Below are 25776 nucleotides of genomic sequence, written 5' to 3'. Positions count from 1 at the left end.
ATCTGATACTATGCTTATCAGGCTGGAGCCGGGGCAATTAATGCACTTGATGGTGATTGCTGAAAAACTGAATCAATAATATGACGGATTTTTTCATGATCGACATCATCAATTTCCTGGATCATTTCATCCAGCGAGCGGTGCCGGTTTAATAACAACTCATTTCTTCCATTTCGACTCATTCGGCTGCTGGTACTTTCCAAGCTGAGCATCAGATTACCTTTCAGTTGTTCCTTGCTGTTGATTAATTCCTTATCTGTCAGACCATCTCGCATTAGTTCATCAATTGTTTTATGAATGATATCCTTCAATTGTGGCAACTGGTCTTTGCCAGTGCCCGCATAGATTGTCAGGAGTCCACTGTCCAAAAAAGCCGCATGATAAGAAAACACCGCATATGCCAGCCCTTGTTTTTCCCTTACTTCCTGGAAAAGCCGTGAACTCATACTGCCACCCAATACATTATTCATAATGATTAAACTATACATATTTTCATCATCTACAGGCAGTCCATTAAAACCTAAACATAAATGCGCTTGTTCTGTATCTTTCGTTTTTTCGATGTTATTTCCTAAAAATCCTGGCCGCTGGATTTCGGTTTTCCCGGATTTCGCCTCAAACCCGCTAAAATAATCCTCTGCTGTACGAATGAAGGAATCATCCACATTGCCGGCAATGGATACAACCACATTATCAGGTGTATAACAGTCATTTATATATTGTTTTAGGCTTCTCCGTGTAAATGACTCTAAATGTTTTTCTGTTCCTAAAATAGGATAGCCCAATGGGTGTTGGCCGAACGAAGCACGCGCAAGCACATCATGTACAATATCATCCGGTGTATCTTCATACATTTTAATCTCTTCTAGTACAACCTTTTTCTCCCGTTCCATTTCCTCTTCGTCAAAGGTTGAATTAAAAAACATGTCAGTCAATATCTCCAAAGCATGTTCTTTATGGGTATCTATCACTTTTGCATAAAAACAGGTATACTCTTTTGATGTAAATGCATTTACCTGCCCCCCAATTGCATCAAAGGCTTCTGCTATGTCTTGCGGGGATCGCTTGCTAGTTCCCTTAAAAAACATATGTTCCAAAAAGTGTGAAATTCCATTTATTTCTTCTGTTTCATTCCTTGAACCGGTCTTTATCCAAATGCCGATAGTTACCGACCGAACAGCAGGAATTTTCTCCAGGACGATCCGAAGTCCATTGTTGCTCGTATACTTTTCAACCAAAATTCATCCTCCTAAATGACATTCTGCCCCAATTATCGTTTTTCACTTAACAGTTCATCGATTGTACCAATTTTATATCCTTTATTCTGGATACCTGAAATAAGTGAGTCCAGCCCTTTAGCAACCGATGCTGTGGGGTGCATTAAAATTGTGGCTCCAGGATGGACATTGCTCATTACCCGATTCATCATAACAGAAACTGACGGATTCTTCCAATCGATTGTATCAGTCGTCCATAAAATGGTTTCTAAATCTTGCTTTGCTGCTATTTCGACTACCTGATCAGAGTAGCTTCCGCTTGGCGGGGCAAACCATTTTGGTATATCTCCTGTAATGGCTTCAATAATTTCATTCGTCCGTGTCAATTGTTCATTTATTTGCTGACCGGATAAGCGCGACATATCCGGATGATTGTAGGCGTGGTTACCGATAACATGTCCCTGTTCTTTAATCATTTTGACGTAATCAACGTTTGCCTTAGCCCAACTGCCGTCAACAAAAAACGTTGCTTTGACATGGTTTTCCTTTAATGTGTTCAACATGGATGGAATATATTCCGCTCCCCACGCCACATTTATCAGTAATGCTACCATGTTTTTGTCAGGTGACCGCGATAAATCGGTGCTGGAGGCAGTTCGTCCATACTTATTTCCGGAGGGACCTGCTCATGTACCAGAAGTGACTCGTCAAAATTCCCCTCTTTTTTCATTTTCTTATATGACTTCGTAACATTCACTTTCAACCCATTTCGGCCCGGCATTTTTTTCCACACTTTATCAATTACAGCATTGTCGGGTTCTTCCTCATAATTCGACCGCTTTTGTTTTATTTCCCGGTATAGCGGGTCTTCCTTCTGCGTAACCTCACTGACAGTATGAGAAAACGTGGCTGCCTCATTTGTCTCGAATGGATTATATACATTTTCAAACGACACGTAAACAAGCAATATAAAGACACATACATGTATAATTTGCCGGTAACGGTGCATCCATATCCCCCCTTATTCATCCGTATGAAAGGGTAGGACAAGATATGTATCGTAAACTGAAACGGCAAATAAGAGCAATAGAGGATAACACAATAAACTCAACTTTCGCACCAAAAAATTAAGATGAAACAGTTAACTGAGGCAAACTTGAAACGCTTCTAACTGTTGCCTCGCCCCCACAACCTTGATTTCTAAAAGGTTATTTTTTGTACACAAAAGATATATGATGCGACGTAATTACTGAAGTGTTTTCTATAAATACGACGACTTTTCGATCACCGTCCGGGATCGCTGCGGGCGGATGCTTTCCGCGGGCACGGCTTCAGCCTCCTCGCGGAAAATCACCGCAGCGGCGGTTTAACACTCATACAAAATTACGTCGCATTATATATCAAATGTGATGATAAATAACGAATCATTCATCCAAAAAGTCAACTAGCGTAGTATATGTCAAGCTTTCTTCATTCCTTCAAGTCTTATGTGTTCATCTCAGGTTGCGAAAGCTGAGTCAATAAAAAAAGAAACTGGGGTTCCAGCTTCTTGTTTTTGTTTATGAATGTGATGTTTCGCTTTTTTCCCGCTCTTCTTTCAAGATCGCTTTGCGTGATAAATTAACACGTCCCTGATTGTCAATCTCCTTCACTTTTACCTTAATCTGATCGCCAACAGAAACCACATCTTCTACTTTGTTTGTCCGTTCTTCAGCCAATTCCGAAATATGGACTAAGCCGTCCTTACCTTTAAAGAGCTCGACGAACGCGCCAAATTTCTCGATTCGTTTTACCGTACCCTGATACACTTGTCCAACTTCAACTTCCCTGATCAGATCCTCAATAATCTGTTTTGCTTTATGATTCATTTCGGCATCCGGAGAAGAAATGAAAACACTGCCATCCTGCTCAATATCAATCTTTACGCCAGTCTCATCAATGATTTTATTGATTTGTTTTCCACTCGGACCAATAACGTCCCGAATTTTATCCGGATTGATATTCATGGTCATAATTTTTGGCGCATGTTCGGATAGCTGTGACCTTGGTTCGCCAATTGTTGCTAACATCGATTCAAGTATCTGCATACGTCCTTTTTTAGCCTGTGATAATGCTTCTTCCAAGATTTCTTTAGACAAACCTTCAATTTTGATATCCATTTGCAGCGCTGTAACACCTTGTTCCGTTCCTGCTACTTTGAAGTCCATGTCACCAAGTGCGTCTTCCATACCCTGTATATCTGTGAGTATCGTATAATCATCACCTGATTTCACAAGCCCCATCGCTATACCTGCAACCGGAGCCTTTATCGGAATCCCCGCGTCCATCATTGCTAAGGTACTTGCACAGATACTTGCCTGTGATGTCGAACCATTCGATTCTAACACTTCCGAAACAAGACGAATCGTATACGGAAAGGCTTTTTCAGACGGTACTACTTTTTCAAGTGCGCGTTCTCCTAAAGCACCATGACCAATTTCACGACGGCCCGGCCCTCTGATTGGCCCTGTTTCCCCTACACTGTACTGTGGAAAGTTATAATGATGCATGAACCGTTTAGATTCTTCTAAATCAAGACCATCTAAAATTTGTACATCGCCAAGCGCGCCAAGTGTGCACACACTTAATGCCTGGGTTTGTCCACGGGTGAATAGCCCAGACCCATGTGTTCGCGGTAATACCCTAACACGTGATGATAAAGGGCGAATTTCATCAACTTGGCGCCCGTCCGGACGAATTTTTTCCTTCGTTATTAGCCGGCGTACCTCTGCTTTGACCATATCATCCAGAATCGAAGCAACTTGTTTCAGAACAGTTTCATCCTCTTCTTCCTCTTCAAAAGAGGCAAGGACGTCATTTTTCACCGTACTTATCGCTTCATCGCGGGCATGTTTACCTTCTGTTTGGATGGCCGCAACCAATCTATCCTTTGCTTCAGCTTCCACGCTGGCAACCAAATCATCACCAACTTGTTCCGCTTGGAATTCCTGTTTTTCCATACCAACTTCTTTAATAATTTTCTCCTGAAATTCAATGATCCGGATAATTTCCTCATGACCAAACATAATCGCTTCTAACATCGTATCTTCAGGTACTTCGTCAGCTCCAGCTTCAACCATGTTTATGGCATCTTTCGTTCCTGCGACTGTCAGATCAATATCACTTTTTTCTTCTTGTTCTACAGTAGGGTTGATAATGAATTCGCCGTCAACCCGACCAACATGAACCCCAGCTATTGGTTCTGAAAACGGTATGTCTGAAATGGAAAGTGCAATCGATGAACCAATCATAGCTGCTATTTCAGAGGAACAATCCTGATCAACACTCATGACTGTACTAATAACTTGCACTTCATTTCTGTAGCCATCCGGGAAAAGGGGACGAATTGGACGGTCAATCAATCGGGAGGTCAATGTTGCCTTTTCGCTTGGACGCCCCTCTCGTTTAATGAAACCTCCAGGAATTTTTCCTACTGCATACAAACGTTCTTCATAGTTTACAGTCAATGGGAAAAATGGTAAATCTTTTGGTTCGTTGGATGCTGTTGCCACCGATAGTACGGATGTGTCACCGTAACGAATCATAGCAGCACCATTTGCTTGTTTTGCCAGTTCTCCAGTTTCAACGGTAAATGTTCTCCCTGCTATTTCCGTGGAGAACGTTTTTTTCACTTCTTTCATTAGTCATAGAACTCCCTTCAAAAACTTTCTACCCTCATTTTATAGTTAATGGGCGTAAATGTAAATTTTATGTATCATTATGTGGAATCATCCGTCAGAAAAGTTTTGGTTGCATGAACAAAGGCGCAAGCGCCCTTGCAGGCTAAGAACGCGACGTCCTGTCCGGGCGCCTGCACTAGCACGTCCTGTGCGTCGAAGCGGATGTGGCCTTACCTTGCAAGTAAAAGTTATATCGCGAAATTTTATAGTTTCTTATCTTTGAAAAAGGTCAAGGAAGGGACGACTGTAGCCTGTCCTTTCTGAACCTACTTTTAAGGTATTCGGGAATACCAGGAATGGTAAGCGAAAGAACAACTATCCTTTACTAAAGTGAAAAAAAGCAGGATTCCTCCTGCTTTCTGAGTTTTGCTCTTATCGACGTAGGCCGAGCTTTTTAATTAAATCACGGTAGCGCGTAACGTCTTTTTTACGTAAGTAGTTAAGTAAGTTACGACGTTTACCAACCATTTTCAAAAGACCGCGGCGGGAATGGTGGTCTTTCTTGTGAAAACGTAAATGTTCATTTAACGCTGTAATCTCATCGGTTAAGACAGCAATTTGCACTTCCGGAGAACCAGTATCATTTTCATGAACTTTAAACTCACTTATAATTTCATTCTTACGTTCTTTTGTGATAGCCATTAGGCTCACCTCCATGAATTATATGTTATCCCCAGTCTCCCAGCAAGCGCCGGAGTTACGAATTGCCAAGAGATGGTTTACGATATTAAGGGTACATCTTTTTTATTTAGAATGCAAGAGTTATATTGCTTTTTTACGACTAATGATGAAAAAAGTCCCGTATGCGGCACTCATCGTCTTCTATTTTCTTCACCAGTTCATCGGCGCTATTAAACTTTTCCTCATCCCGTATGAATTTGTGCCATTCAAGGATTAACGATTCACCATACAAATCATTATTAAAATCAAAAATATTAACCTCAATAATCGGTTCTTTTCTGTCAGCAGTGAACGTAGGATTATAGCCCAGACTAGCCATTGCTTTGTATACTTCGTTCTTGTATAGAACCTTAACAGCATAAACACCCACTCTTGGAAGCAGTGCATCCGTACTGACATCCAGGTTTGCTGTTGGGTAACCAATTGTTCTGCCGCGCTTATCACCTTCTTTTACGATGCCACGAACTGTTAAAGGCCTACCGAGTAGTGTGTTGGCTTTGTCGACCTGACCATTTTTTAGCAACTCTCTTATTCTTGTTGAACTTATCTTCTCATTATCCATTTTCACTTCATCAATGGCTGTGAAAGTGAACAAGCCTCGAGAATGATTCTGTATGGTATGTACATTTCCACGTCCTTTATACCCGTATGAAAAATCAAATCCTGACACAAGGTGTTTAATATTCATTGCTATGATGAATTCATCGATGAAGGTTTGTGGTTCAAGCGAAGATAAAGTCTTATCAAATGTAATAACATAAAGACGATCAACACCTAAACGCTGCAATATCTCTTGTTTTTCCTGTAAAGGAGTTATATATTTGACATGCTGTACATCCTTTCGCAATACAACGGACGGATGTGGGTGAAAGGTAATCACCGCACTTTGCATCTGCCGGGCTTTTGCCTCAGCTATCGCAGCCTGAATCACTTGTTGATGACCTTTATGGACCCCGTCAAAAAAACCAATAGCTGCTACTGTTTCCGGTAGTTCATCCGATGGTAATGTGTGAGGATAAGTTAACTTAATCGTTTGCAATTAGATTCACCTACTTTCAATCATTGAAAACCCGAACCGGCTTCATCACGTCAGCGTCTTTCGGATGAGTCTGATAGACGGCCAATACTTGATCGTCATACATGATCAGAAAGGGATCAGTTTCCGGTGCAATACTGGGTTTTGATAGCTTTTGTCCATTAAGGATGCGCTTTTTTGTATCGGCATCCACGAAGAGCCGTTCCATGTGTTCCAGTCCACGATTAATTGGAAGCAGTATCCAATCAAGTGTACCATTTTCAATCGCCTGTTCGACATCTTGGAATGTAACAGTGTCTTTTTGATTGATGGCACCTGATTCTATTCTATACAACGTACCCATATGTGCCGGATACCCTAAATCCGCACCAATATCCACACATAACGTCCGTATATATGTACCCTTGGAACAAACGGCCCGTACCCAGAAGGAGTCTTCTTGGATTCCTCCTTCACCGAGTTCCAAATCAAAAATTGTCACTTGACGTTTTGGGCGTTCAACCTGTTCATTGGCGCGCGCGTATTCATACAGTTTCTTACCCTTGATTTTTACAGCAGAATACATCGGAGGGATTTGTGTTATTTCACCCTTAAACGATTGTAACACGTTTTCGATTGCCTGTTGAGAAAGAGGGGGCGTCACACTTTTGACTTCGGTAACTTTCCCATGACTGTCCTCTGTATCTGTAGCAGCCCCGAGCTTAATTTCAGCAATATAGGTCTTGGTGATGTCGCTCAAAAACGGAACAATCTTTGTTGCTTGACCAATGCAGACCGGCAACACCCCTTCAACTTCCGGATCAAGCGTTCCTGTATGTCCAACTTTCTTTATGTGCAACAATTTTCGGATCCTCATAACACAATCATGTGAGGTCATCCCCTTTGGTTTCCATAAAGGTAAAATGCCGTTCATATCGCCACCTCCTATCTATCACTAGTTAGTGTACACGGAAAAAATCTGACTCATTAGCCGCTAACGAGTCAGATTACATCCCATGCTGCTGTTCAATTATTTAAGTCGCGTAAAATTTTCTCGATACGATTACCGTAATCAAAAGCTTCATCAAATTCGAATGTAATTTCCGGTGTTTTTCTCAATCGTATACGCTTGCCGATTTCTGAACGGATAAACCCTTTCGCTTTTGCCAAGCCAACAAGCGTTTCGTGCTTCTCTTCCTCACTACCCAGTACGGAGATAAATATCTTAGCCTGTTGTAAATCACCGGTAACTTCCACATCAGTAACCGTCACGAATCCAACACGTGGATCCTTAATTTTTTGACTCAAGAGTTCACCCAGTTCTTTTTTCATTTGTTCCGCTACACGATTTGAACGAATATCACCCATTTTGCTCACCTCAGTTAATATGACGATCTGCCTCTGTACTAAAATTGCTCAACATCTGTAATGGTGCGTTCCAATTCAGGAAATGCATCCATTATTCTTAATGCTTCCTGTATCACTTGTTCAGCATGCATCTTTTGATTAGAGAGCGTAACGATGCCCAATTTTGTCCGCTGCCACAAATCGTGATAATCTAATTCCGTGACGGCTACATTTAAGTCATTCCGTAATTTAGCCATGACGCGCTTGATGACGGAACGTTTTTGTTTTAAAGATTGGCCTTCATACAGCATACATTCGACTTCAGCGTAAACAATCATGTGCGCTCAATTTCTTCCATGACGAATGCTTCAAGTATGTCGCCTTCTTTAATATCATTAAAGTTTTTGAGCGTTATACCACATTCATAGTTTTGAGAAACTTCTTTTGCATCATCTTTAAATCGTTTCAAGGTATCAATTTCACCTTCAAATTGGACGACGCCGTCACGGATAAGGCGCACACCTGAATCGCGCGTTACTTTTCCATCTGTCACATAACTACCCGCAATCGTACCAATCTTTGATACCTTAAATGTTTCCCTTACTTCAGCCTGCCCAATCACTTTTTCCTCATATTCAGGGTCAAGCATGCCTTTCATTGCTGCTTCTATTTCTTCTATCACCTTGTAAATGACGCGATGCAATCGAACATCCACTTTTTCCGTATCGGCAGCTTTTTTAGCGTTGACATCGGGACGTACATTAAATCCGACGACAATGGCATTGGATGCGGAAGCAAGAATGATATCCGATTCTTTAATAGCACCAACGCCAGTGTGAATAATTTTGATTTTGACACCTTCCACATCAATCTTTTCAAGTGAGGATGCAAGTGCCTCGGCCGATCCCTGCACGTCAGCCTTAATGACAACATTAATCTCCTTCATCTCGCCTTGTTTAATTTGTTCAAACAAGTCATCCACACTGACTTTCGTTGTTTCCGACCGTGTTTCTTGGATGTGTTTTTGCTGTCGTGCTTCACCGACCTGACGCGCTTTCTTCTCATCACTGAAAACGAGAAACTGATCTCCTGCTTGCGGCACATCATTTAATCCAGTCACTTCCACAGGGGTTGATGGCTCAGCTGACTGTACACGTTTACCTTCATCATTGACCATTGCGCGAACTCGACCAAACGTACTGCCGACTACAATGGAATCACTTTTATTCAGTGTGCCGTTTTGTACTAGTAATGTCGCAACAGGCCCTTTTCCTTTATCAAGCTCGGCCTCGATAACCGTCCCGAACGCGTTGGCTTTTGGATTAGCCTTTAACTCCTCCATCTCGGATACAAGGACAAGCATTTCCAGGAGGCTATCAATACCTTCATGTTTGGCTGCGGACATATTGACGAAGATAGTGCTTCCTCCCCAGTCCTCAGGGATTAACTCGTACTCTGTCAGCTCCTGCATAACCCGGTCCGGATTCGCCCCTTCTTTATCCATCTTGTTGACGGCTACAATAATTGGGACTTCAGCAGCCTTAGCATGATTAATTGCCTCAACTGTTTGTGGCATGACACCATCATCAGCAGCAACAACTAAAACAGCAATATCAGTTACCTGAGCACCACGGGAGCGCATACTGGTAAATGCAGCGTGACCTGGAGTATCAAGAAAGGTTAGTTTTTTTCCATCATTTTCTACCTGATAAGCACCTATATGCTGTGTGATTCCACCTGCTTCACCCTCTGTCACTTTTGCATGACGGATTGCGTCTAAAAGGGTTGTTTTACCATGGTCGACGTGGCCCATAATCGTTACAACGGCGGGTCGTTCAATTAAATTAGCTTCATCATCTTCTTCACGGTATTTATCAAAATCAGTATCTTCAAGGATAATTTCCTTCTCCACTTGGACACCGAACTCATCACAAATTAATTCAACTGCATCATCATCAAGGTCCTGGTTCTTGGTAGCCATTACCCCAAGAAACATAAGCTTTTTGATTATTTCTGATGCATCCTTATTCAATTTAGCAGCTAGTTCATCAACGGTCAGTGTTTCACTGTACGTGATTTTCTCCGGCAATTTCTTTACAGGTTTCTGTTGCTTTGGTGCTGAATTCGTGTTTTGGTTTTTATTATGGTTGCGGTTATGTTGCTGATTCTTGTGCTGGCGACCTTTTTTCTTTTGTTGATCCTGTCGCTTTTGATTGTCGCCACGTTTTTGTTGCCCCTGTGGCGCCTGTTTTTTGTTCGGATTTTTTTGGTTTTGCTGCCCTTGAGAAATCTGCTGTTTATTTTGGCTTTCCTGGTTTCGCTGATTAGGTGAAGCCTGTTTTTTATTTTGATTTTGCTGATGTTGCTTATTGGGCTTGCTATTTGATTGTTGTTTATTCATACGCCGTCCGCTTTCATTTTTATTGTTTTTTGGATTGTTTGTCTGTTGTTTATCATTACTGGAAGTTTTATTTCCGTTCTCATTTGGTGCAAACTTTTTATCAAGTTCCACAATCGTTTCAATAGAAATAGTTGACATGTGGTTCTTAACATCTACATTTAGATTTTTAAGTTGCTGGATTACTTCTTTACTGGTTGTGTTATTCTGCCTTGCATATTCATATATGCGCATTTTGCTCATACATCCACCCCCAAGATTTTTTACCTAAGCAGCGATTGGATTTTGGCTGCAAACCCATCATCCAAAATGGCTACTGCCACTCGCTGGGATTTACCAATTGCATAGGACAGTAATTCTTTGTCGTCCACGAATACAAATGGCACCTCATAGGTTTTACATTTATTCATAAGTTTTTTTTGTGTACGGGGACCAATATCACTTGCCAGCAGGACGAGCTTTGCCCTTTGCTGCCTAATATCTTTCACGATTGTGTCTTCCCCAGTGGAACACTTCCCCGCCCGATAGGCAAGTCCGACGATATTTAAATAATTATTTTTCATTTATTTTACCTTCAGCGGCTTGTTTCAGCTCAGTATAGATGGCTGGGTCAACCTCGGCATTCAACTGACGGCTCAGGAGGTCAGCCTTTTCTGCTTTCTCGATTACTTCCTGTTCGGCCGAAACATAGGCCCCGCGTCCATTTTTCTTACCTGTGAGGTCAACAAAAACCTCACCTTCCTTATTACGAACAACTCGTATAAGTTCTTTCTTTGGTTTCATTTCATTTGTCACGATGCATTTGCGCTGCGGTACTTTACGTTGTTTTGCCATTTGACTTCCCCCTTATTCAAACAAGTCTTCTTCATTGTCAGAATAGGCATCATCATCAAAGGTATCTGAGTCATCTGTTAAAAGTCCTTCTTCACGTGCTTCAGATTCGCTTTTTATATCAATTTTCCATCCAGTTAATTTTGCCGCCAAGCGAGCATTCTGACCCCGCTTTCCGATTGCAAGTGACAATTGGTAGTCAGGTACAATAACTGTTGTTGCCTTGTCTTCTTCATCCACCAAGACATCAATCACTTTAGACGGGCTAAGCGCATTAGAAACATAGACGACAGGATCATCCGACCATTCAACAACATCAATTTTCTCACCTTTTAGTTCATCAACTACCACTTGAATCCGTTGTCCGCGCTGTCCAACACAGGAGCCAACTGCATCAATTTCCGGATCTTCAGCATGGACAGACATCTTTGAACGGTCACCTGCTTCACGGGCTACCGATTTTATCTCTACAGTACCATCATATATTTCCGGCACTTCCATTTCAAACAAGCGTTTTAGTAAGCCGGGGTGTGATCTTGATATATAAATCTGCGGCCCTTTGCTTGAATTTTCCACTTTCGTAACAAATACTTTCAGACGGTCATGCACGTAATAGTCCTCTGTAGGCATTTGTTCAGATTCAGCGAGTTTTGCTTCGATCTTGCCAAGATTAACATAAACAAAACGCGTGTCTTTGCGCGAAATGATACCTGTCATCACGTCTTCCTCACGATCAGCATACTCGCTGAATATCACGCCACGTTCCGCCTCTCGGACGCGCTGGGTAACAACTTGCTTGGCAGCCTGAGCTGCGATCCGTCCGAAGTCTTTCGGCGTCACTTCAACCTCGATGATATCATCAGCCTCATAATTCGGATCAATCTCCCTCGCCTCTTCCAGGGATATTTCTTCAAGGTTATTTTCAACCTCCTCCACAACGGTTTTACGTGAGAAAACCTTTAACGAAGCTGACTCTTCATCAATATCAACACGAACGTTTGAAGCAGATTTAAAATTCTTTTTATAAGCGGAAATGAGGGCGGCTTCCAATGCCTCCATCAATATATCTTTATCAATACCTTTTTCCTTTTCTAAGTAATCAATGGCGTCAAACAATTGACTGCTCATTTTTCGTTTCCCCCTTTATAATGTCACCGCTAATCTTGCTTTTGCTATTTTGTCGTACGGTATTTCTATAATTTTCGTACGGGTTTTAATTTTATATTCAATGGTCGCTGTATTACCATCAAATGCTTTAAGTATCCCCTCGTATTCCTTTTGACCATCGATGGGTTCATACAATTTCACATATACATTGTTACCAAGATTTTTTTGGAAATCGTCTTTTGATTTAAGCGGGCGTTCGACACCTGGCGAGGAGACTTCCAAAAAATATGCGCCTTTAACGGGATCGGCTTGATCAAGCTTTTCACTAAGTTGTTCCGATACAACCCCGCATTCATTGATATCGACACCACCGCTCTTATCAATATACACGCGGAGGAACCAGTTTTTTCCTTCCTTTACATATTCAATATCAACCAATTCCAGTCCTTTTTCCTCTAAGATTGGGTCTATCAATTCTTCCGTCGTTTTGATAACATGAGAACTCAACAAACATCCTCCTTTATTCAATTGTAATATTTACTAGTATGGACCTTCATACACATTTCATTGCACATTAACTGCTAAACGAACGTACCGTACCGCCTATCTCCTGCACCCCGCGTCCCATATCTCGGCAAATTTTCCGAAACTAAAACGTCAATTGACCGATAATATAATCCCCCTGCCGGAAGATGTGGCAAGGGGAGACAGTGCGGAAATCAGCAGTATGAATAAAGAGTGGGGGGCGCCCACTCTTTTACTGCTCCGTATCATTACGTACCTTTAAAACTATAGCATATGTACGTGGATGTTGCAAGAATTTGGTTGTTGACGTCTATTAAGCCTTCATTCCAACTATTTATTAAAACTAACTCTTCGACGCATGGTTTTCTGTATTCAAATTCAAATAGCCGTGCAGCGCTTGCTGAAGTGTCCCTTTCGTTTCTACATTCTGCCCGAATTTCACATCCAAATCCATCATATTCTGCACGATGTCTGGTCGTAATCCGGTAATCACGGGTTTGCATCCCATCATTGACACTCCATCCAATAGCCGCATAAAGCGGTGTATTGCCTCCGTCTCCATAGATGCAATTCCAGACAAATCCATTATTAATGTCTGCACACGCCGGTTGCCTATTTCAAGTAAAACCTTTTCTTCAATAATGTTTGCCCGATAGTTGTCCATTGATCCAATTAGCGGTAATATGCTTATCGCTGAAGTAATCGGAATAATCGGTGCCGATAAGTTTTCTACCAGTTTTCGTTGATCTTCAAGCAATTTGTCCTTAAAAGCGGAATAGCTGATGAAAAATCCATTCAGAAACTTATCAATCAAATCATTTATTTTACTTTCCCTCCGATAGAATTCGTCACGACTGTTTAGTTGATTGTTTAACCTGTCGTGTTCGTAGAGAAAATTCCATAGTGTTCGGCGTATTGCCTGAATCCATTCGATTTTCAATGTCAGTGTGAGGGAATACTTTGCCCAAGCAATACCTTCCTGTTTGGCAAACTCCTCTACTTCCTGGTTTTTCTCATCTACAACATACAAAACTAGCTTATGTGCATTTTGTAGTAAATCAATATTCCCTATCAGCTGAATTTCCTCAATCTTATCGCGAACATTTTTTGCCTCATTAAGCAATTCATCTGCAAAGACTTGCTGGTTGTCAATAAGAAACTGTCGGATTGATTGGTTATGTCCATTTACCAATTCCAAGTACCATCACTCCCTCCACTTTTGGGTGTTTGGGAAAAAGCTATATTCGCCTCTTCCTATAGCACGTGTCGAATGTTTTTTACAGCGGTTTTTAAATCACTCAACTTTCGCACCAAAAAGTTAAGCTCAAACAGTTAACTGTGATAACCTTGAACCCCCTCTAATCGTTGCCTTGCAATCTTGATAAACGTAAAAGCTGCTTTCTGTAATGGTGTTTTTAGTACATAAAAGATATATAATGTGACGTAAGTGCTAGGTTGATTTCCGTTCCAGCTAGTCGCTTTCCGCGGGCAACGCTTCAGCTTCCTCGGAAGAAAACCGCTTCCTGCGGGATCTTCGACGCACAGGACGTGCTAGTGCAGGCGTTGCGACAGGACGTCGCGAACTTAGCCTGCCTTCCTTTTCCCGCAGGAGTCGACTGGCCTCCACTCCAATCAACCATCAAAATAGTAGTTCATTATTCTTTGTGATTTAATTATGTATAAATGTAGTTAAGCACAAGCGGAGGAAATACACGGAGACTCCTGCGGGAACAGTGGCCAAAGTGAGACCCCGCAGGAACGAGCGATACTTCCACCGAGTACGCTACGAGTTGCGAGGAGTGCTGCTTCACTGAAACCACTTGCAACACGACGAGCACACCGGATGTCCGAGGAGGCTCACGGGTCACCCGCGGAAAGCGTAGTGTATTTCCGCAGCGGCGGTTTAACACTCATACAAAATTATGTCGCATTATATATCAATTATGATGGGAAACAGCAAAATGACGAACCACCTAAAACAGTGATAACTGATTTTTTTCGGCCATTCCTTCAAGGCAGCCGTGATTATCCAAGTATTCCAGTACTGTTTTGGATATGCGGCTTCGCTGGCGAAGATCCTCCTTTGAAAGAAATTCGCCATCGTCTCGAGCTTGAACAATATTAATAGCCGCATTTGTCCCAAGACCATCTACAGCATCGAATGGCGGAATTAATGAATTACCATCCACAATGAATTCAGATGCCTTTGATTGATACAAATCCACCTTTTGAAATGAAAAACCACGTTCACACATTTCCAGTGCTACTTCTAGTACGGTCAAAAGACTTTTCTCTTTCGGTGAAGCATCAATCCCTTTGTTCATAATTTCTTCAATTCGCTTTCTAATTGCATTGGACCCTTTAACCATTGTATCCAGCTCAAAATCACCTGCACGGACGGAAAAGTAAGCCGCATAAAAGTAAATCGGATGATGTACTTTGAAATAGGCAATACGCACTGCCATCAATACATAAGCAGCAGCATGGGCTTTAGGGAACATATATTTGATTTTTTTACATGATTCAATATACCAGTCCGGTACGCCGTGCTTTTTCATCTCGTCTATCCATTCATCTTTAAGTCCTCTGCCTTTACGAACATATTCCATAATGGTAAACGCTTGTGATGCTTCAAGCCCCTTATGCAGCAGATATACCATGATGTCATCACGGCAACCGATAACATCAGGTAACTCACAGATTCCTTCATTAATCAGTTCTTCAGCATTTCCTAGCCACACATCCGTACCGTGCGACAATCCGGATATAATGACAAGTTCAGCAAACGTATTCGGCTTAGTATCCTCCAGCATTTGACGGACAAACCTTGTACCAAACTCCGGAACGCCAAGGGTACCTGTCTGGCAATTAATCTGGTCAGGGGTTACACCAAGTGATTCCGTTCCTGAGAAAATTTTCATTACTTCTTCATCATCGGTCGGAATTGTTTTTGGATCGATGCCACTCAAGTCCTGTAGCATACGTATAACAGTCGGATCATCGTGTCCGAGTATATCCAGCTTCAGCAAATTATCATGGATGGAATGGAAGTCGAAATGTGTTGTTTTCCATTCGCTGTTCCGGTCATCAGCAGGATATTGGATTGGTGTGAAATCATATATTTCTTTGTCTTCAGGAACGACAATGATTCCGCCTGGGTGCTGTCCCGTCGTTCGTTTAACACCAGTACATCCCTGTACAAGCCGGTCAATCTCCGCATTTTTGTACACAAGTTGTTTATCGGAAGCATAACCTTTCACATACCCATACGCTGTTTTCTCTGCAATAGTCCCGATGGTTCCGGCACGATAGACATTTTCTTCACCGAATAACACTTTTGTATAGTTATGTGCTCTTGGTTGGTATTCGCCTGAAAAGTTCAAATCGATATCCGGTACTTTATCTCCTTTAAATCCTAAAAAGGTTTCAAAAGGAATGTCTTGTCCATCTTTTATCAATGGAACGTCGCAATTCGGGCAGTTTTTATCCGGCAAATCAAACCCGCTGCCGACTGAACCGTCCGTAATAAATTCATGATAATGACAACCTGTGCAAACGTAATGCGGTGGCAAAGGGTTCACCTCTGTGATTTCCGACATCGTTGCAACGAGCGACGAGCCGACCGATCCACGCGATCCTACCAAATATCCATCATCAAGTGATTTTTTAACTAGTTTATGTGAAATGAGATAGATAACAGAAAAGCCGTGACCAATAATACTTGACAACTCTTTTTCAAGCCGGTCCGTTACCACTTCCGGAACAGGATCGCCATAAATGGATTTGGCACGATTATAACAGAGGTCCCGCATTTCCTGGTCTGCACCTTCTATTTTTGGTGTAAACAGGCCATCTTTAACCGGAGATAATTCTTCAATATTGTCTGCAAGTGTATTTGTATTGTCGACTACAATTTCTTTTGCTTTGTCTTCCCCAAGAAAACGAAAGCAATCAAGCATCTCATTTGTCGTCCGGAAAGGTGTATCAGGCAACGTTTGTCTGTTCAGCGGATTACCGGACTGTGATGCGATTAAGATTTGCCGATAAATTTTGTCATGTTGTTCCAAGTAATGGGCGTTCCCGGTTGCCACCACCATTTTGTTCATCCGTTTGCCTAAATCGACTAGTTTCGAAATGATATCAAGGATCTGCGCCTCATTTTGGACCAGTTCCTTTTCAATCAAATGCGCATAATTGCTTGGTGGCTGTACTTCAATATAATCATAGAATGTAGCAGCTTTTTCTGCTTCATCTGCTGACTTCTGCATCATTGTTTCAAATACTTCACCCTGGTCACAAGCTGATCCGACAAGTAGCCCTTTACGGAATTTCTGCAACAGTGAACGTGGTATTCTTGGTACACGGTAAAAATAATCAACATGTGCTGCCGAAACGAGTTTATAAAGATTTTTCAATCCCTCTTCTGTTTGGGCTAGCAGTATACAATGTGATGGACGTGAGCGTTTATACGCATCCCCTTCACCCATATGGTTGTTTAATTGATTATGATTGGTAATCTCTTTTTTTAAGAGACCTTGCACTAGTTTCCATAACAAATACCCGGTTGCCTCCGCATCATATATGGCACGGTGGTGTTGGGTCAGCTCAATGTCCAAGTGTTTACACATCGTATTCAAACGGTGATTCCGCAGTTCCGGATGCAAAAATCGTGACAATTCCAGCGTATCGATGACGGGATTGGACGTTTTGTTATAGTCGATTCGCTGAAAGCCTTGATCAAGGAAACCAATGTCGAAACTGGCATTATGTGCGACAAGGATACTATCCGCCATCCATTCATAAAAGTCCTTTAAAACAACATCCACATCAGGCGCATCTTTCACCATATCGTCGGTGATACCAGTCAAATCAGTAGTTGTTTCTGACAACGGATGATGGGGATTGGCAAACGATTCAAACCGGTCAACAATCTCCCCCTGGTGGATTTTCACCCCGGCAAGTTCAATGATGGTATCATATACAGCCGACAATCCTGTTGTCTCTACGTCAAACACAACATAGGTACCATTTTCCAGCTGCACGTCACGTTCATTGTAAGCAATTGGTACTCCGTCATCGACAAGATTGGCTTCAACACCATAAAGAACTTTAACTCCATGTTTTTGGCCGGCATCATGTGCTTCAGGGAACCCTTGCACACCACCATGATCAGTGATTGCAACCGCCTTATGCCCCCAATTTGCAGCCTGTTTGATAAAAGCAGACGGTGACATCACTGCATCCATTTGGCTCATTGTTGTGTGTGCATGGAATTCTACACGTTTCTCACCATCCGGGGCGGTATCTTTTCGTGATTCCACTTTAACCTCGTGTATGTCATTGGCCATCATAGCCAATTCATTTGTATACATATCGGTTTGAATGCTACCTCGCGCCTTAATCCACATACCCTCTGTTAACAATGCGAATTTTTCAGCATCCTCATCGCCTTTGGAAAACATTTTGATTTGCAGGGAGTCTGTATAATCCGTTGCTTTGGCAATCAGCAGACTTCTGCCGGAACGTAGCTCGCGAATTTCAGCAGAGAAAACATAGCCCTGTACAGTGACACGCCGCTCCTCATCCTGTATATCTTCCATTGGCATCGCTTCATCCTGGATGTTATAACCTAGCTTGAGCAACTTATTTTGTTCGCTATTTTGTTTATCTTTATCTCGCTTTTCCTTTTCTTGAACGGTTTTCATAATAAGTTCCTGATCTTCCCGGGCTTTTTGTTCCCGGAATTTTTCCAGCTCTTCTACTTCTGCCTCTTTCACTTCAATATCAATGGAAAAAGCCGGTGCGCCAACTTTTTTACAATAGTCCTGAAAGGGTTGCTCCAGCCGTTTTTTCAATGCTTTTCCTTCCGCTTCATTCCGGGCGGTGAGCGTAAGTTTGTTATTCGTTATCCGTGGGGTCTGGTCAAATACAAGATCTTTATACGCCGGTGACAGATCAGATACAGATTGTAGGTAGTTACGCCAATAGTTACAAATGATCTCGTTGTTAGCATGTTTCTCTTCCGTGTATATAGTCAAATCCACTTGTGCAAATTGCTCAAACGTTTCTCGCAATTTGGCAAAAAAAAGTGAATAAACATCCACTGGTAGCACTTGCTTTACTTGTATATGAAAGTGCCATATTTTTGTTTGTTTATGGACTTCAAGTTTTAACAGCCGGCTTTCACTAAAGCAGGAATTAACATGTGATTCAGGCATGTCAAGCTGCTTTAGCAGAAGACCCATTTTTTCGCTCATTGAAATATCCATCATAACTTCCCCCTGATTCTATTCAAAAACCTTTACAATGATGGAAACCCTTGCCGTATAGACTGGACAAGGGTTTAACACTAAACCAAATGTTCCTTTTTTAAAACAGCCGTTGAATATCGTTCCATGTGACAATAATCATTAAAAGCATTAAAAGCGCAAACCCAACAAAGTGAACAATTCCCTCTTTTTGTGGGTCTATCGGTTTGCCCCGGATAGCCTCAATGCCAACGAACAGCAAACGGCCACCATCAAGTGCCGGAATCGGCACCAAATTAACAATCCCAAGATTAACGCTTAAAATAGCCGTCCACATGAGGAAGGTAATAAACCCATCCTGAACCACCTGGTCTGTTGCATCATAGATTCCAACTGGACCGGATAACATCTCAATCGAATATTGTCCGGTTATAAGCATACCCAAGTTTGTCAGGATTAGTTTAGTTGTGTCATACGTCTTTGTAAAACCATATTGAATCGTTCCCACAAATGACTTTTCAAATGCATGGCCAACACCAATTTGTCCAAATGTGATTCCTTGCCCTTCAATTGTATCGGGCGTTACAGTAAGTGATTCCGTATCCCCATTGCGCTTCACCGTCATATCCAGCGCCTCACCAGGGCTGTCCTTGACAATCCGGTTGAACTCATCCCATCCAGAAATGACATTGCCTTCAATCCTTACAATTTCATCGCCTTTCTGAAAACCGGCATCTTCAGCCGGGGTCCCAGGATGTACATTAGAAATTAATGCTTCATCTGTAGGGATTCCTTGGACAAGACCGACGATGAAGAAAATGACAATTGCCAATAGAAAGTTCATCATGGGTCCCGCAAATAATTGCATTGCCCGCTTCCCGACACTTTTGGAAGCAAATTGACGGTCATACGGGGCAATTTGTGTTTCTTCCTCATCCATCACGAAGAACGCCTTACGATCTACCGAAAAACGCAATTTTTCATCTTCATTATCAGGTTCATACCCATCAATAACTAATTCATGATCCAAATCAGCATGCTCTACCTCGATGACTCTCGCATCCGGGTGTTTTGACTTATGGTTAATAATTATTTTTTTTATGTTTCCATCTGGATTGAATTCGAGACCGATATGCTGGCCCGGCTTCAAATCAATTATTTCCGGGTCATCACCGGCAACCCGAACATATCCTCCAATTGGTAGTAAACGAATGGTATATACAGTCTCATTTTTGGTAAATGAAAACATTTTAGGTCCAAATCCAATGGCAAACTCACGAGCTAGCATCCCTGCCCGTTTAGCAAAGATTAAGTGGCCGAACTCATGAATGAATACAAGCAGGCCGAACATGAATATAAACGCAATAACTGTGGTCAAAAGAAGCACCTTCCTTTAAATATAGGGAGTCCGCATTTCATGTCCGATTTCGCATACATTCTTCGCATTTATGAGAAAAACCGGATGAAATGCAGCAGTGGCAAAACAAATAATAAGCTGTCCAGCCTGTCAAGGATACCTCCATGTCCAGGTAACAATTTCCCGGAGTCCTTGACACCATAAAACCGTTTAAAAGCTGATTCCACCAAGTCACCAATTTGTCCAAACATAGATACTAACACGGTGACAGCAACTACAACTATCATATCATATGAAAACGGATGGACAATATGAAATACAACACCTATCACACAGGCAAGTAAAACACCACCAACGGCACCTTCAACTGTTTTGTTCGGGCTTATTTCCGGCCACAGCTTACGTTTGCCAAGTGCACGTCCGAAAAAATAAGCACCTGTATCAGTCGCCCAAATGACAAGCAGCACATAAAACAAGTTAGCCAGTCCTTGGACATTATTCCCTCCATTGCGAGTTTCAATCAAATAGAAAAAGCCCATGCCCACATAAATCAAAGCTAGAAGAATAAAACCGGCATCATCAAATGCAAATTTGTTTTTTGCCATTACAGTATATGCCAGTAAAAAGAGCACAAATACCATAATCAATTCCGATTTCCCCAGTCCTGGTAAAACGACTGAAGGATCATCAAGCATCAAAAGCCATAACAATACGATCGCTACTACAACAGGAATATAATAACTGGTAATCTTCCGCATGCGAATCAGTTCAAGAAACGCAATTGCCGCAAGTAGAAAGACGAAAACCCGAAACGTGTTACCACCAATTACTACAAACGGAATAAATATGATAAATGCAAGAATTGCTGTCTGGATTCGTTGTCTCATTTACTGTTCAACACCTTACACGCCCCCATAACGCCGTTTTCTTTGCTGATAGTCATGGAGCGCTTCTTTAAATATTTCCGCTGAAAAATCAGGCCATAATACATCCGTAAACCAGAATTCCGAATAAGCCGCCTGCCACAGCAGAAAATTACTGAGTCGCTGCTCCCCACTTGTCCGAATTAACAGGTCAGGATCGGATTGCCCCTTTGTATAGAGGTATTTCGCAAACGTCTGTTCATCGAGTGAATCGAGGTCCATCTTAGCGGTATCAATATCTGTAACAATTTGTCTAATAGCTTCCATGATTTCAAATCTACTTCCATAGTTTAAAGCAAAATTCAATAATAATCCATCATTATTTTTTGTTTTTTCCTTGGCATAATAAACAGCTTCCTTCGTATGCTTGGGCAACACTTCTAAATCACCGATTGTCTCAATGCGGACATTATTTTCCATCAGTTCAGGTAAATAAATATGTAAAAATTCTTTCGGCAGTCGCAGCAAGTAATCAACTTCAGTGTCCGGCCTTTTCCAATTTTCTGTCGAGAAAGCATAAAGCGTCAGTATTTCTATATGAAAAGATACAGCCACTTTCACCACATCACTTACAACGTCCATACCTTCTTTATGACCGGCAATCCGTGGCAAGCCTCGATTTTTTGCCCAGCGGCCATTCCCATCCATAATAATAGCGACATGTTTGGGAGTCATATCAAGCCCGGACTGTTCTTTGGTTTCAGGGTTCTTTTTTTTAAAAAATGGAAGTTTCATTAACATAAATTATCCTCCGATATCGTTGATGCCCTTTTGTATCAGAAAAGGACCGGGAATAATGTGATCAGTGCTGGATCAGCATCGTATCCAATATTAAAATGCACCGTCATTCTATCCTATTAGACCGAATAACCAATATATCACTATCACCGATTAATTTCATAACATTTCATTGAAACATCAGAAAAACAAGGCTTTTCGGAAGCCGTCGCTTTGCTGATAGCTCAAGGAAATGTTCAGAAGCCTCCGTAAATATCGAAGACACGCTGCCGAGCTCTACTTACGGAAATAAAAGCCCTCTTCAGCAATTCAGCAAGAGGGCTATCATTCCTTATTTGACTAGTCCTTCATTTTACACTTCTAATATTTCTTTTTCTTTCTCTTTGACAAGCTGATCGATTTTATCAATATGCTTATCCGTTTCTTTTTGTACGTTATCCTGCTCTTTTTTAAGGTCGTCCTCCGTCAAATCACCATTTTTCTCCGCTTTCTTAAGTTGATCATTTGCTTCACGTCGCACATTTCGTACTTGCACGCGTGATTCTTCGGCATATTTCCCAACAATTTTCACCAGTTCTTTGCGGCGCTCTTCCGTTAGAGCGGGGATGTTAATACGGACAACGTTTCCATCGCTCGACGGGGATAGACCAAGATCAGCTTTTTGAATCGCTTTTTCAATATTTCCTATAGCAGACTTGTCAAATGGGGTAATGACCAGAAGTCTTGCCTCAGGTGCAGAAATGTTTGACAGTTGGTTAAGCGGTGTAGTTGCACCATAATAATCAACGTTTACACTGTCTAAAATTGCCGGGTTTGCTCGCCCGGCCCTTACCGTTGCCAGATTCTTTGAAAAAGACTGTACAGCCTGTTCCATCTTACTCTGCATATCTTTCACAATATCGTTAGTCATCATTTATTCCCCCTTATCATTGTACCAATTGGCTCACCTTGCACAACGCGTTTAATATTTCCTTTTTCCATTATCGAAAACACAATAAGCTTAATATCATTGTCCATACACAATGACGACGCTGTCGAATCCATAACTCCAAGTCCTTTATTAAGCATTTGCATATAGGAAATCTCCGTATATTTTTCGGCTTCCTTGTTCATTTTCGGGTCATCCGAGTATACACCATCAACATTGTTTTTTGCCATCAAAATTACTTCTGCTTCAATTTCAGCAGCTCGTAATGCAGCTGTTGTATCCGTTGAGAAATAAGGATTGCCTGTACCTGCAGCAAAAATGACAACACGTTTTTTTTCAAGATGGCGGATTGCTTTTCTCCTTATGTAAGGTTCAGCAACTTGCCGCATTTCTATGGATGTCTGTACACGGGTTGGAATACCACCTTTCTCCAGACTATCCTGCAGCGCCAGTGAATTCATAATGGTTGCCAGCATGCCCATATAGTCGGCTGTCGCACGATCCATGCCCATTTCGCTACCGACTTTGCCGCGCCAGATATTACCGCCCCCGACGACAACAGCGACTTCCACACCAAGTTCAGCAACTTCTCTGACCTGTGCTGCAATCGACTGGATTACTTGCGGTTCAATTCCATAGCCCTGGTTCCCGCTCAAAGCTTCTCCACTTAATTTTAACACAATTCTACGGTATTGAGCTGTTGTCATATTTACCTCCATTGAACAGTTCATATTGTAAGTATTCACAAAGGTCAAAAGACTTTTTTTTAATGAAATAGGGAACAGCCATTCCGCGTTCCCTATTTCCATTATACTTCTTAATTATTCATTTGATTTCTAACTTCTTCGGCAAAGTTTTCTTCACGTTTTTCCATTCCTTCGCCTACTTCATACCGTACAAAAGTTTTAAGGTTAGCATTTTTACTTTCAACATATTGCTTCACTTTTTGATCAGGGTCTTTGACAAAATCTTGTTCAAGCAGACAAATCTCTTCAAAGAATTTGCCAAGGCGACCTTCGACCATCTTATCAACGATATGCTCTGGTTTACCTTCATTCATTGCCTGTGTTTTCAGCATTTCACGTTCACTATTGACTTCTTCTTCAGGTACTTCATCGCGTGATACATAGCGTGGGCTGACAGCAGCTGCGTGCATGGCAACGTCTTTAGCTACTTCTTTATCGTTCGTTCCTTCCAGCAATGTAAGGACACCAATGCTTCCACCCATATGAATGTACGATCCAAAAGCGTCATTATCCGTCTTATTCAATACTGTGAAACGACGCAGTGAAATTTTCTCACCGATTTTGGCCACTGTGGCATTAATATACTTTTCAACTGTTTCGCCATCACCGTGAAGCTCTTGCTGTAAAGCTTCCTCAACAGTTTCAGGCTTTTGTTCAACAATATGTTTACCCAGTTCACTGAGTAGTGCTTGGAACTGATCATTCTTTACAACGAAATCTGTTTCACAGTTGACTTCTAGAAGCGCTGCTGTATTGTTGTCCACTTCAATGTGTGCAGCACCCTCAGCAGCAATTCGATCTGCTTTTTTAGCCGCTTTGGCCATACCTTTTTCACGCAGGTGCTCCATCGCTTTATCAAGATCTCCATCTGTTTCCTGTAGTGCCTTTTTGCAATCCATCATACCGGCACCTGTTTTTTCACGCAGTTCTTTAACCAACTTTGCAGTTACTGCCATGGTATTTCCTCCTTTAAATTCCTGTTAAATCGTTATGTTTTCTTAAAGAGGTTGTTCAAAAAGTTTGTATCCTTCTCTTTGAACACGCACTTAAAAAAAGGTGATAAAAGGCTCAATCCCCTTATCACCTGTCCTTTCACCTTTTACGCATTATCGGTTTCTGATTCTGCTTCTCCTGCGGCAACTGTCTGTTCTTCCGTTTCAACTTCTTCGGTTTCTTCACCTTGTTTCACTTCAAGAATAGCATCTGCCATTTTGGAAGTCATCAGTTTTACAGCACGAATCGCATCGTCATTTGCCGGAATGACATAATCAATTTCATCCGGATCACAATTGGTATCAACCATGGCGATAATTGGGATGTTTAATTTATGTGCCTCCGCGATTGCAATCCGTTCTTTGCGCGGATCAATAACGAACATAGCGTCCGGCAGTTCATCCATCTCTTTAATGCCGCCAAGGAACTTAACGAGACGTTCCTTTTCTTTCAGCAGATCAACAACTTCTTTTTTCGGAAGTACATCAAACGTGCCATCCTCTTCCATGCGTTCAATATCCTTCAGACGGTTGATACGTCTGCGGATGGTTTGGAAGTTTGTCAACGTTCCGCCCAACCAGCGTTGATTAACATAAAACATGCCTGAACGGACTGCTTCATCCCGGACAGAATCCTGTGCCTGCTTCTTAGTTCCGACGAAAAGGACAGAACCTCCGTTAGCAGCGATATCCCGTACGTAATTGTAAGCTTCCTCGACCTTTTTCACTGTTTTTTGCAGGTCGATAATGTAAATGCCGTTACGCTCAGTGAAGATATACTTCTTCATCTTCGGGTTCCAACGGCGTGTCTGGTGACCAAAATGCACACCAGCTTCGAGCAATTGCTTCATCGAAATGACTGACATAAAATATTCCTCCTAATGGTTTTTTCCTCCGCCCAAGGTCATCTTTGCATAAAAACTGTACCTGAAAACGATGAAAAAAGTGTTGTATTATACCACTTTTAAACGTGATGGCGTTTCCTGGACAGCACCGAATATGCA

21 protein-coding genes and 1 pseudogene are annotated in these 25776 nt (G+C 41.8%); all 22 read right to left on the bottom strand.

The window, feature by feature from the left end; genetic code table 11:
- Positions 1-17 precede the first annotated feature (17 nt).
- A complete protein-coding gene (locus FFL34_RS17055) occupies positions 18-1238 on the bottom strand; it encodes a M16 family metallopeptidase (protein ID WP_138604512.1) in 1221 nt (406 codons plus the stop codon).
- 32 nt (positions 1239-1270) lie between these two features.
- A pseudogene (locus FFL34_RS17050) lies at positions 1271-2226 on the bottom strand (polysaccharide deacetylase family protein).
- A 550-nt stretch (positions 2227-2776) separates the two neighbouring features.
- Entirely contained in the window at positions 2777-4897 is a 2121-nt protein-coding gene (pnp, locus tag FFL34_RS17045) for a polyribonucleotide nucleotidyltransferase (RefSeq protein ID WP_138604511.1), read from the bottom strand.
- A 411-nt stretch (positions 4898-5308) separates the two neighbouring features.
- Positions 5309-5578 (bottom strand): 30S ribosomal protein S15, encoded by a 270-nt coding sequence (gene rpsO / locus FFL34_RS17040; protein WP_138604510.1) that lies wholly within the window; start codon positions 5576-5578, stop codon positions 5309-5311.
- Positions 5579-5717: 139 nt separating this feature from the next.
- Positions 5718-6656, bottom strand: a complete 939-nt coding sequence (locus FFL34_RS17035; protein ID WP_138604509.1) for a bifunctional riboflavin kinase/FAD synthetase — start codon at positions 6654-6656, stop codon at positions 5718-5720.
- A 16-nt stretch (positions 6657-6672) separates the two neighbouring features.
- A complete protein-coding gene (gene truB / locus FFL34_RS17030) occupies positions 6673-7566 on the bottom strand; it encodes a tRNA pseudouridine(55) synthase TruB (protein WP_138604508.1) in 894 nt (297 codons plus the stop codon).
- Between the two features lie 92 nt (positions 7567-7658).
- A complete protein-coding gene (rbfA, locus tag FFL34_RS17025) occupies positions 7659-8000 on the bottom strand; it encodes a 30S ribosome-binding factor RbfA (RefSeq protein ID WP_138604507.1) in 342 nt (113 codons plus the stop codon).
- Between the two features lie 38 nt (positions 8001-8038).
- Positions 8039-8317 carry a DUF503 domain-containing protein gene (locus tag FFL34_RS17020; protein ID WP_138604506.1) on the bottom strand — a complete coding sequence of 93 codons (279 nt, stop codon included), beginning with the start codon at positions 8315-8317 and terminating at the stop codon, positions 8039-8041.
- The gene (gene infB, locus FFL34_RS17015; protein ID WP_411712887.1) at positions 8314-10611 is read right to left on the bottom strand and encodes a translation initiation factor IF-2; all 2298 of its coding nucleotides are present in this window, start codon (positions 10609-10611) and stop codon (positions 8314-8316) included. Before infB ends, FFL34_RS17020 begins: the two co-directional genes overlap by 4 nt.
- A 29-nt stretch (positions 10612-10640) precedes the next feature.
- The gene (locus FFL34_RS17010) at positions 10641-10940 is read right to left on the bottom strand and encodes a L7Ae/L30e/S12e/Gadd45 family ribosomal protein (protein WP_138604504.1); all 300 of its coding nucleotides are present in this window, start codon (positions 10938-10940) and stop codon (positions 10641-10643) included.
- On the bottom strand, positions 10930-11211 hold the full coding sequence (rnpM, locus tag FFL34_RS17005) for an RNase P modulator RnpM (RefSeq protein WP_138604503.1): 282 nt from the start codon (positions 11209-11211) through the stop codon (positions 10930-10932). The genes FFL34_RS17010 and rnpM overlap by 11 nt, the downstream gene beginning before the upstream one ends.
- Before the next feature lie 12 nt (positions 11212-11223).
- Positions 11224-12336, bottom strand: coding sequence for a transcription termination factor NusA (gene nusA / locus FFL34_RS17000; RefSeq protein ID WP_138604502.1), 1113 nt, complete (start codon positions 12334-12336; stop codon positions 11224-11226).
- 15 nt (positions 12337-12351) lie between these two features.
- A complete protein-coding gene (gene rimP, locus FFL34_RS16995; RefSeq protein ID WP_138604501.1) occupies positions 12352-12822 on the bottom strand; it encodes a ribosome maturation factor RimP in 471 nt (156 codons plus the stop codon).
- Positions 12823-13183: 361 nt separating this feature from the next.
- Positions 13184-14038 carry an STAS domain-containing protein gene (locus FFL34_RS16990; RefSeq protein ID WP_138604500.1) on the bottom strand — a complete coding sequence of 285 codons (855 nt, stop codon included), beginning with the start codon at positions 14036-14038 and terminating at the stop codon, positions 13184-13186.
- A gap of 775 nt (positions 14039-14813) precedes the next feature.
- The gene (locus FFL34_RS16985; protein ID WP_138604499.1) at positions 14814-19109 is read right to left on the bottom strand and encodes a PolC-type DNA polymerase III; all 4296 of its coding nucleotides are present in this window, start codon (positions 19107-19109) and stop codon (positions 14814-14816) included.
- A 100-nt stretch (positions 19110-19209) separates the two neighbouring features.
- The gene (rseP, locus tag FFL34_RS16980; RefSeq protein ID WP_138604498.1) at positions 19210-20466 is read right to left on the bottom strand and encodes an RIP metalloprotease RseP; all 1257 of its coding nucleotides are present in this window, start codon (positions 20464-20466) and stop codon (positions 19210-19212) included.
- Between the two features lie 68 nt (positions 20467-20534).
- A complete protein-coding gene (locus tag FFL34_RS16975; RefSeq protein ID WP_138604497.1) occupies positions 20535-21332 on the bottom strand; it encodes a phosphatidate cytidylyltransferase in 798 nt (265 codons plus the stop codon).
- 15 nt (positions 21333-21347) lie between these two features.
- Positions 21348-22109, bottom strand: coding sequence for an isoprenyl transferase (locus FFL34_RS16970; RefSeq protein ID WP_138604496.1), 762 nt, complete (start codon positions 22107-22109; stop codon positions 21348-21350).
- Between the two features lie 349 nt (positions 22110-22458).
- Positions 22459-23016 carry a ribosome recycling factor gene (frr, locus tag FFL34_RS16965; RefSeq protein ID WP_138604495.1) on the bottom strand — a complete coding sequence of 186 codons (558 nt, stop codon included), beginning with the start codon at positions 23014-23016 and terminating at the stop codon, positions 22459-22461.
- The gene (pyrH, locus tag FFL34_RS16960; RefSeq protein ID WP_138604494.1) at positions 23016-23741 is read right to left on the bottom strand and encodes a UMP kinase; all 726 of its coding nucleotides are present in this window, start codon (positions 23739-23741) and stop codon (positions 23016-23018) included. The genes frr and pyrH overlap by 1 nt, the downstream gene beginning before the upstream one ends.
- 110 nt (positions 23742-23851) lie before the next feature.
- Positions 23852-24736 (bottom strand): translation elongation factor Ts, encoded by an 885-nt coding sequence (gene tsf, locus FFL34_RS16955; RefSeq protein ID WP_138604493.1) that lies wholly within the window; start codon positions 24734-24736, stop codon positions 23852-23854.
- Positions 24737-24879: 143 nt separating this feature from the next.
- Positions 24880-25638: a 30S ribosomal protein S2 gene (gene rpsB / locus FFL34_RS16950; protein WP_138604492.1), complete on the bottom strand. Its 759-nt coding sequence runs from the start codon at positions 25636-25638 to the stop codon at positions 24880-24882.
- Positions 25639-25776 lie beyond the last annotated feature (138 nt).

The sequence above is a fragment of the Lentibacillus cibarius genome (assembly GCF_005887555.1).
Taxonomy (GTDB): domain Bacteria; phylum Bacillota; class Bacilli; order Bacillales; family Amphibacillaceae; genus Lentibacillus; species Lentibacillus cibarius.
This window is presented reverse-complemented; position numbering and strand designations above follow the sequence as displayed.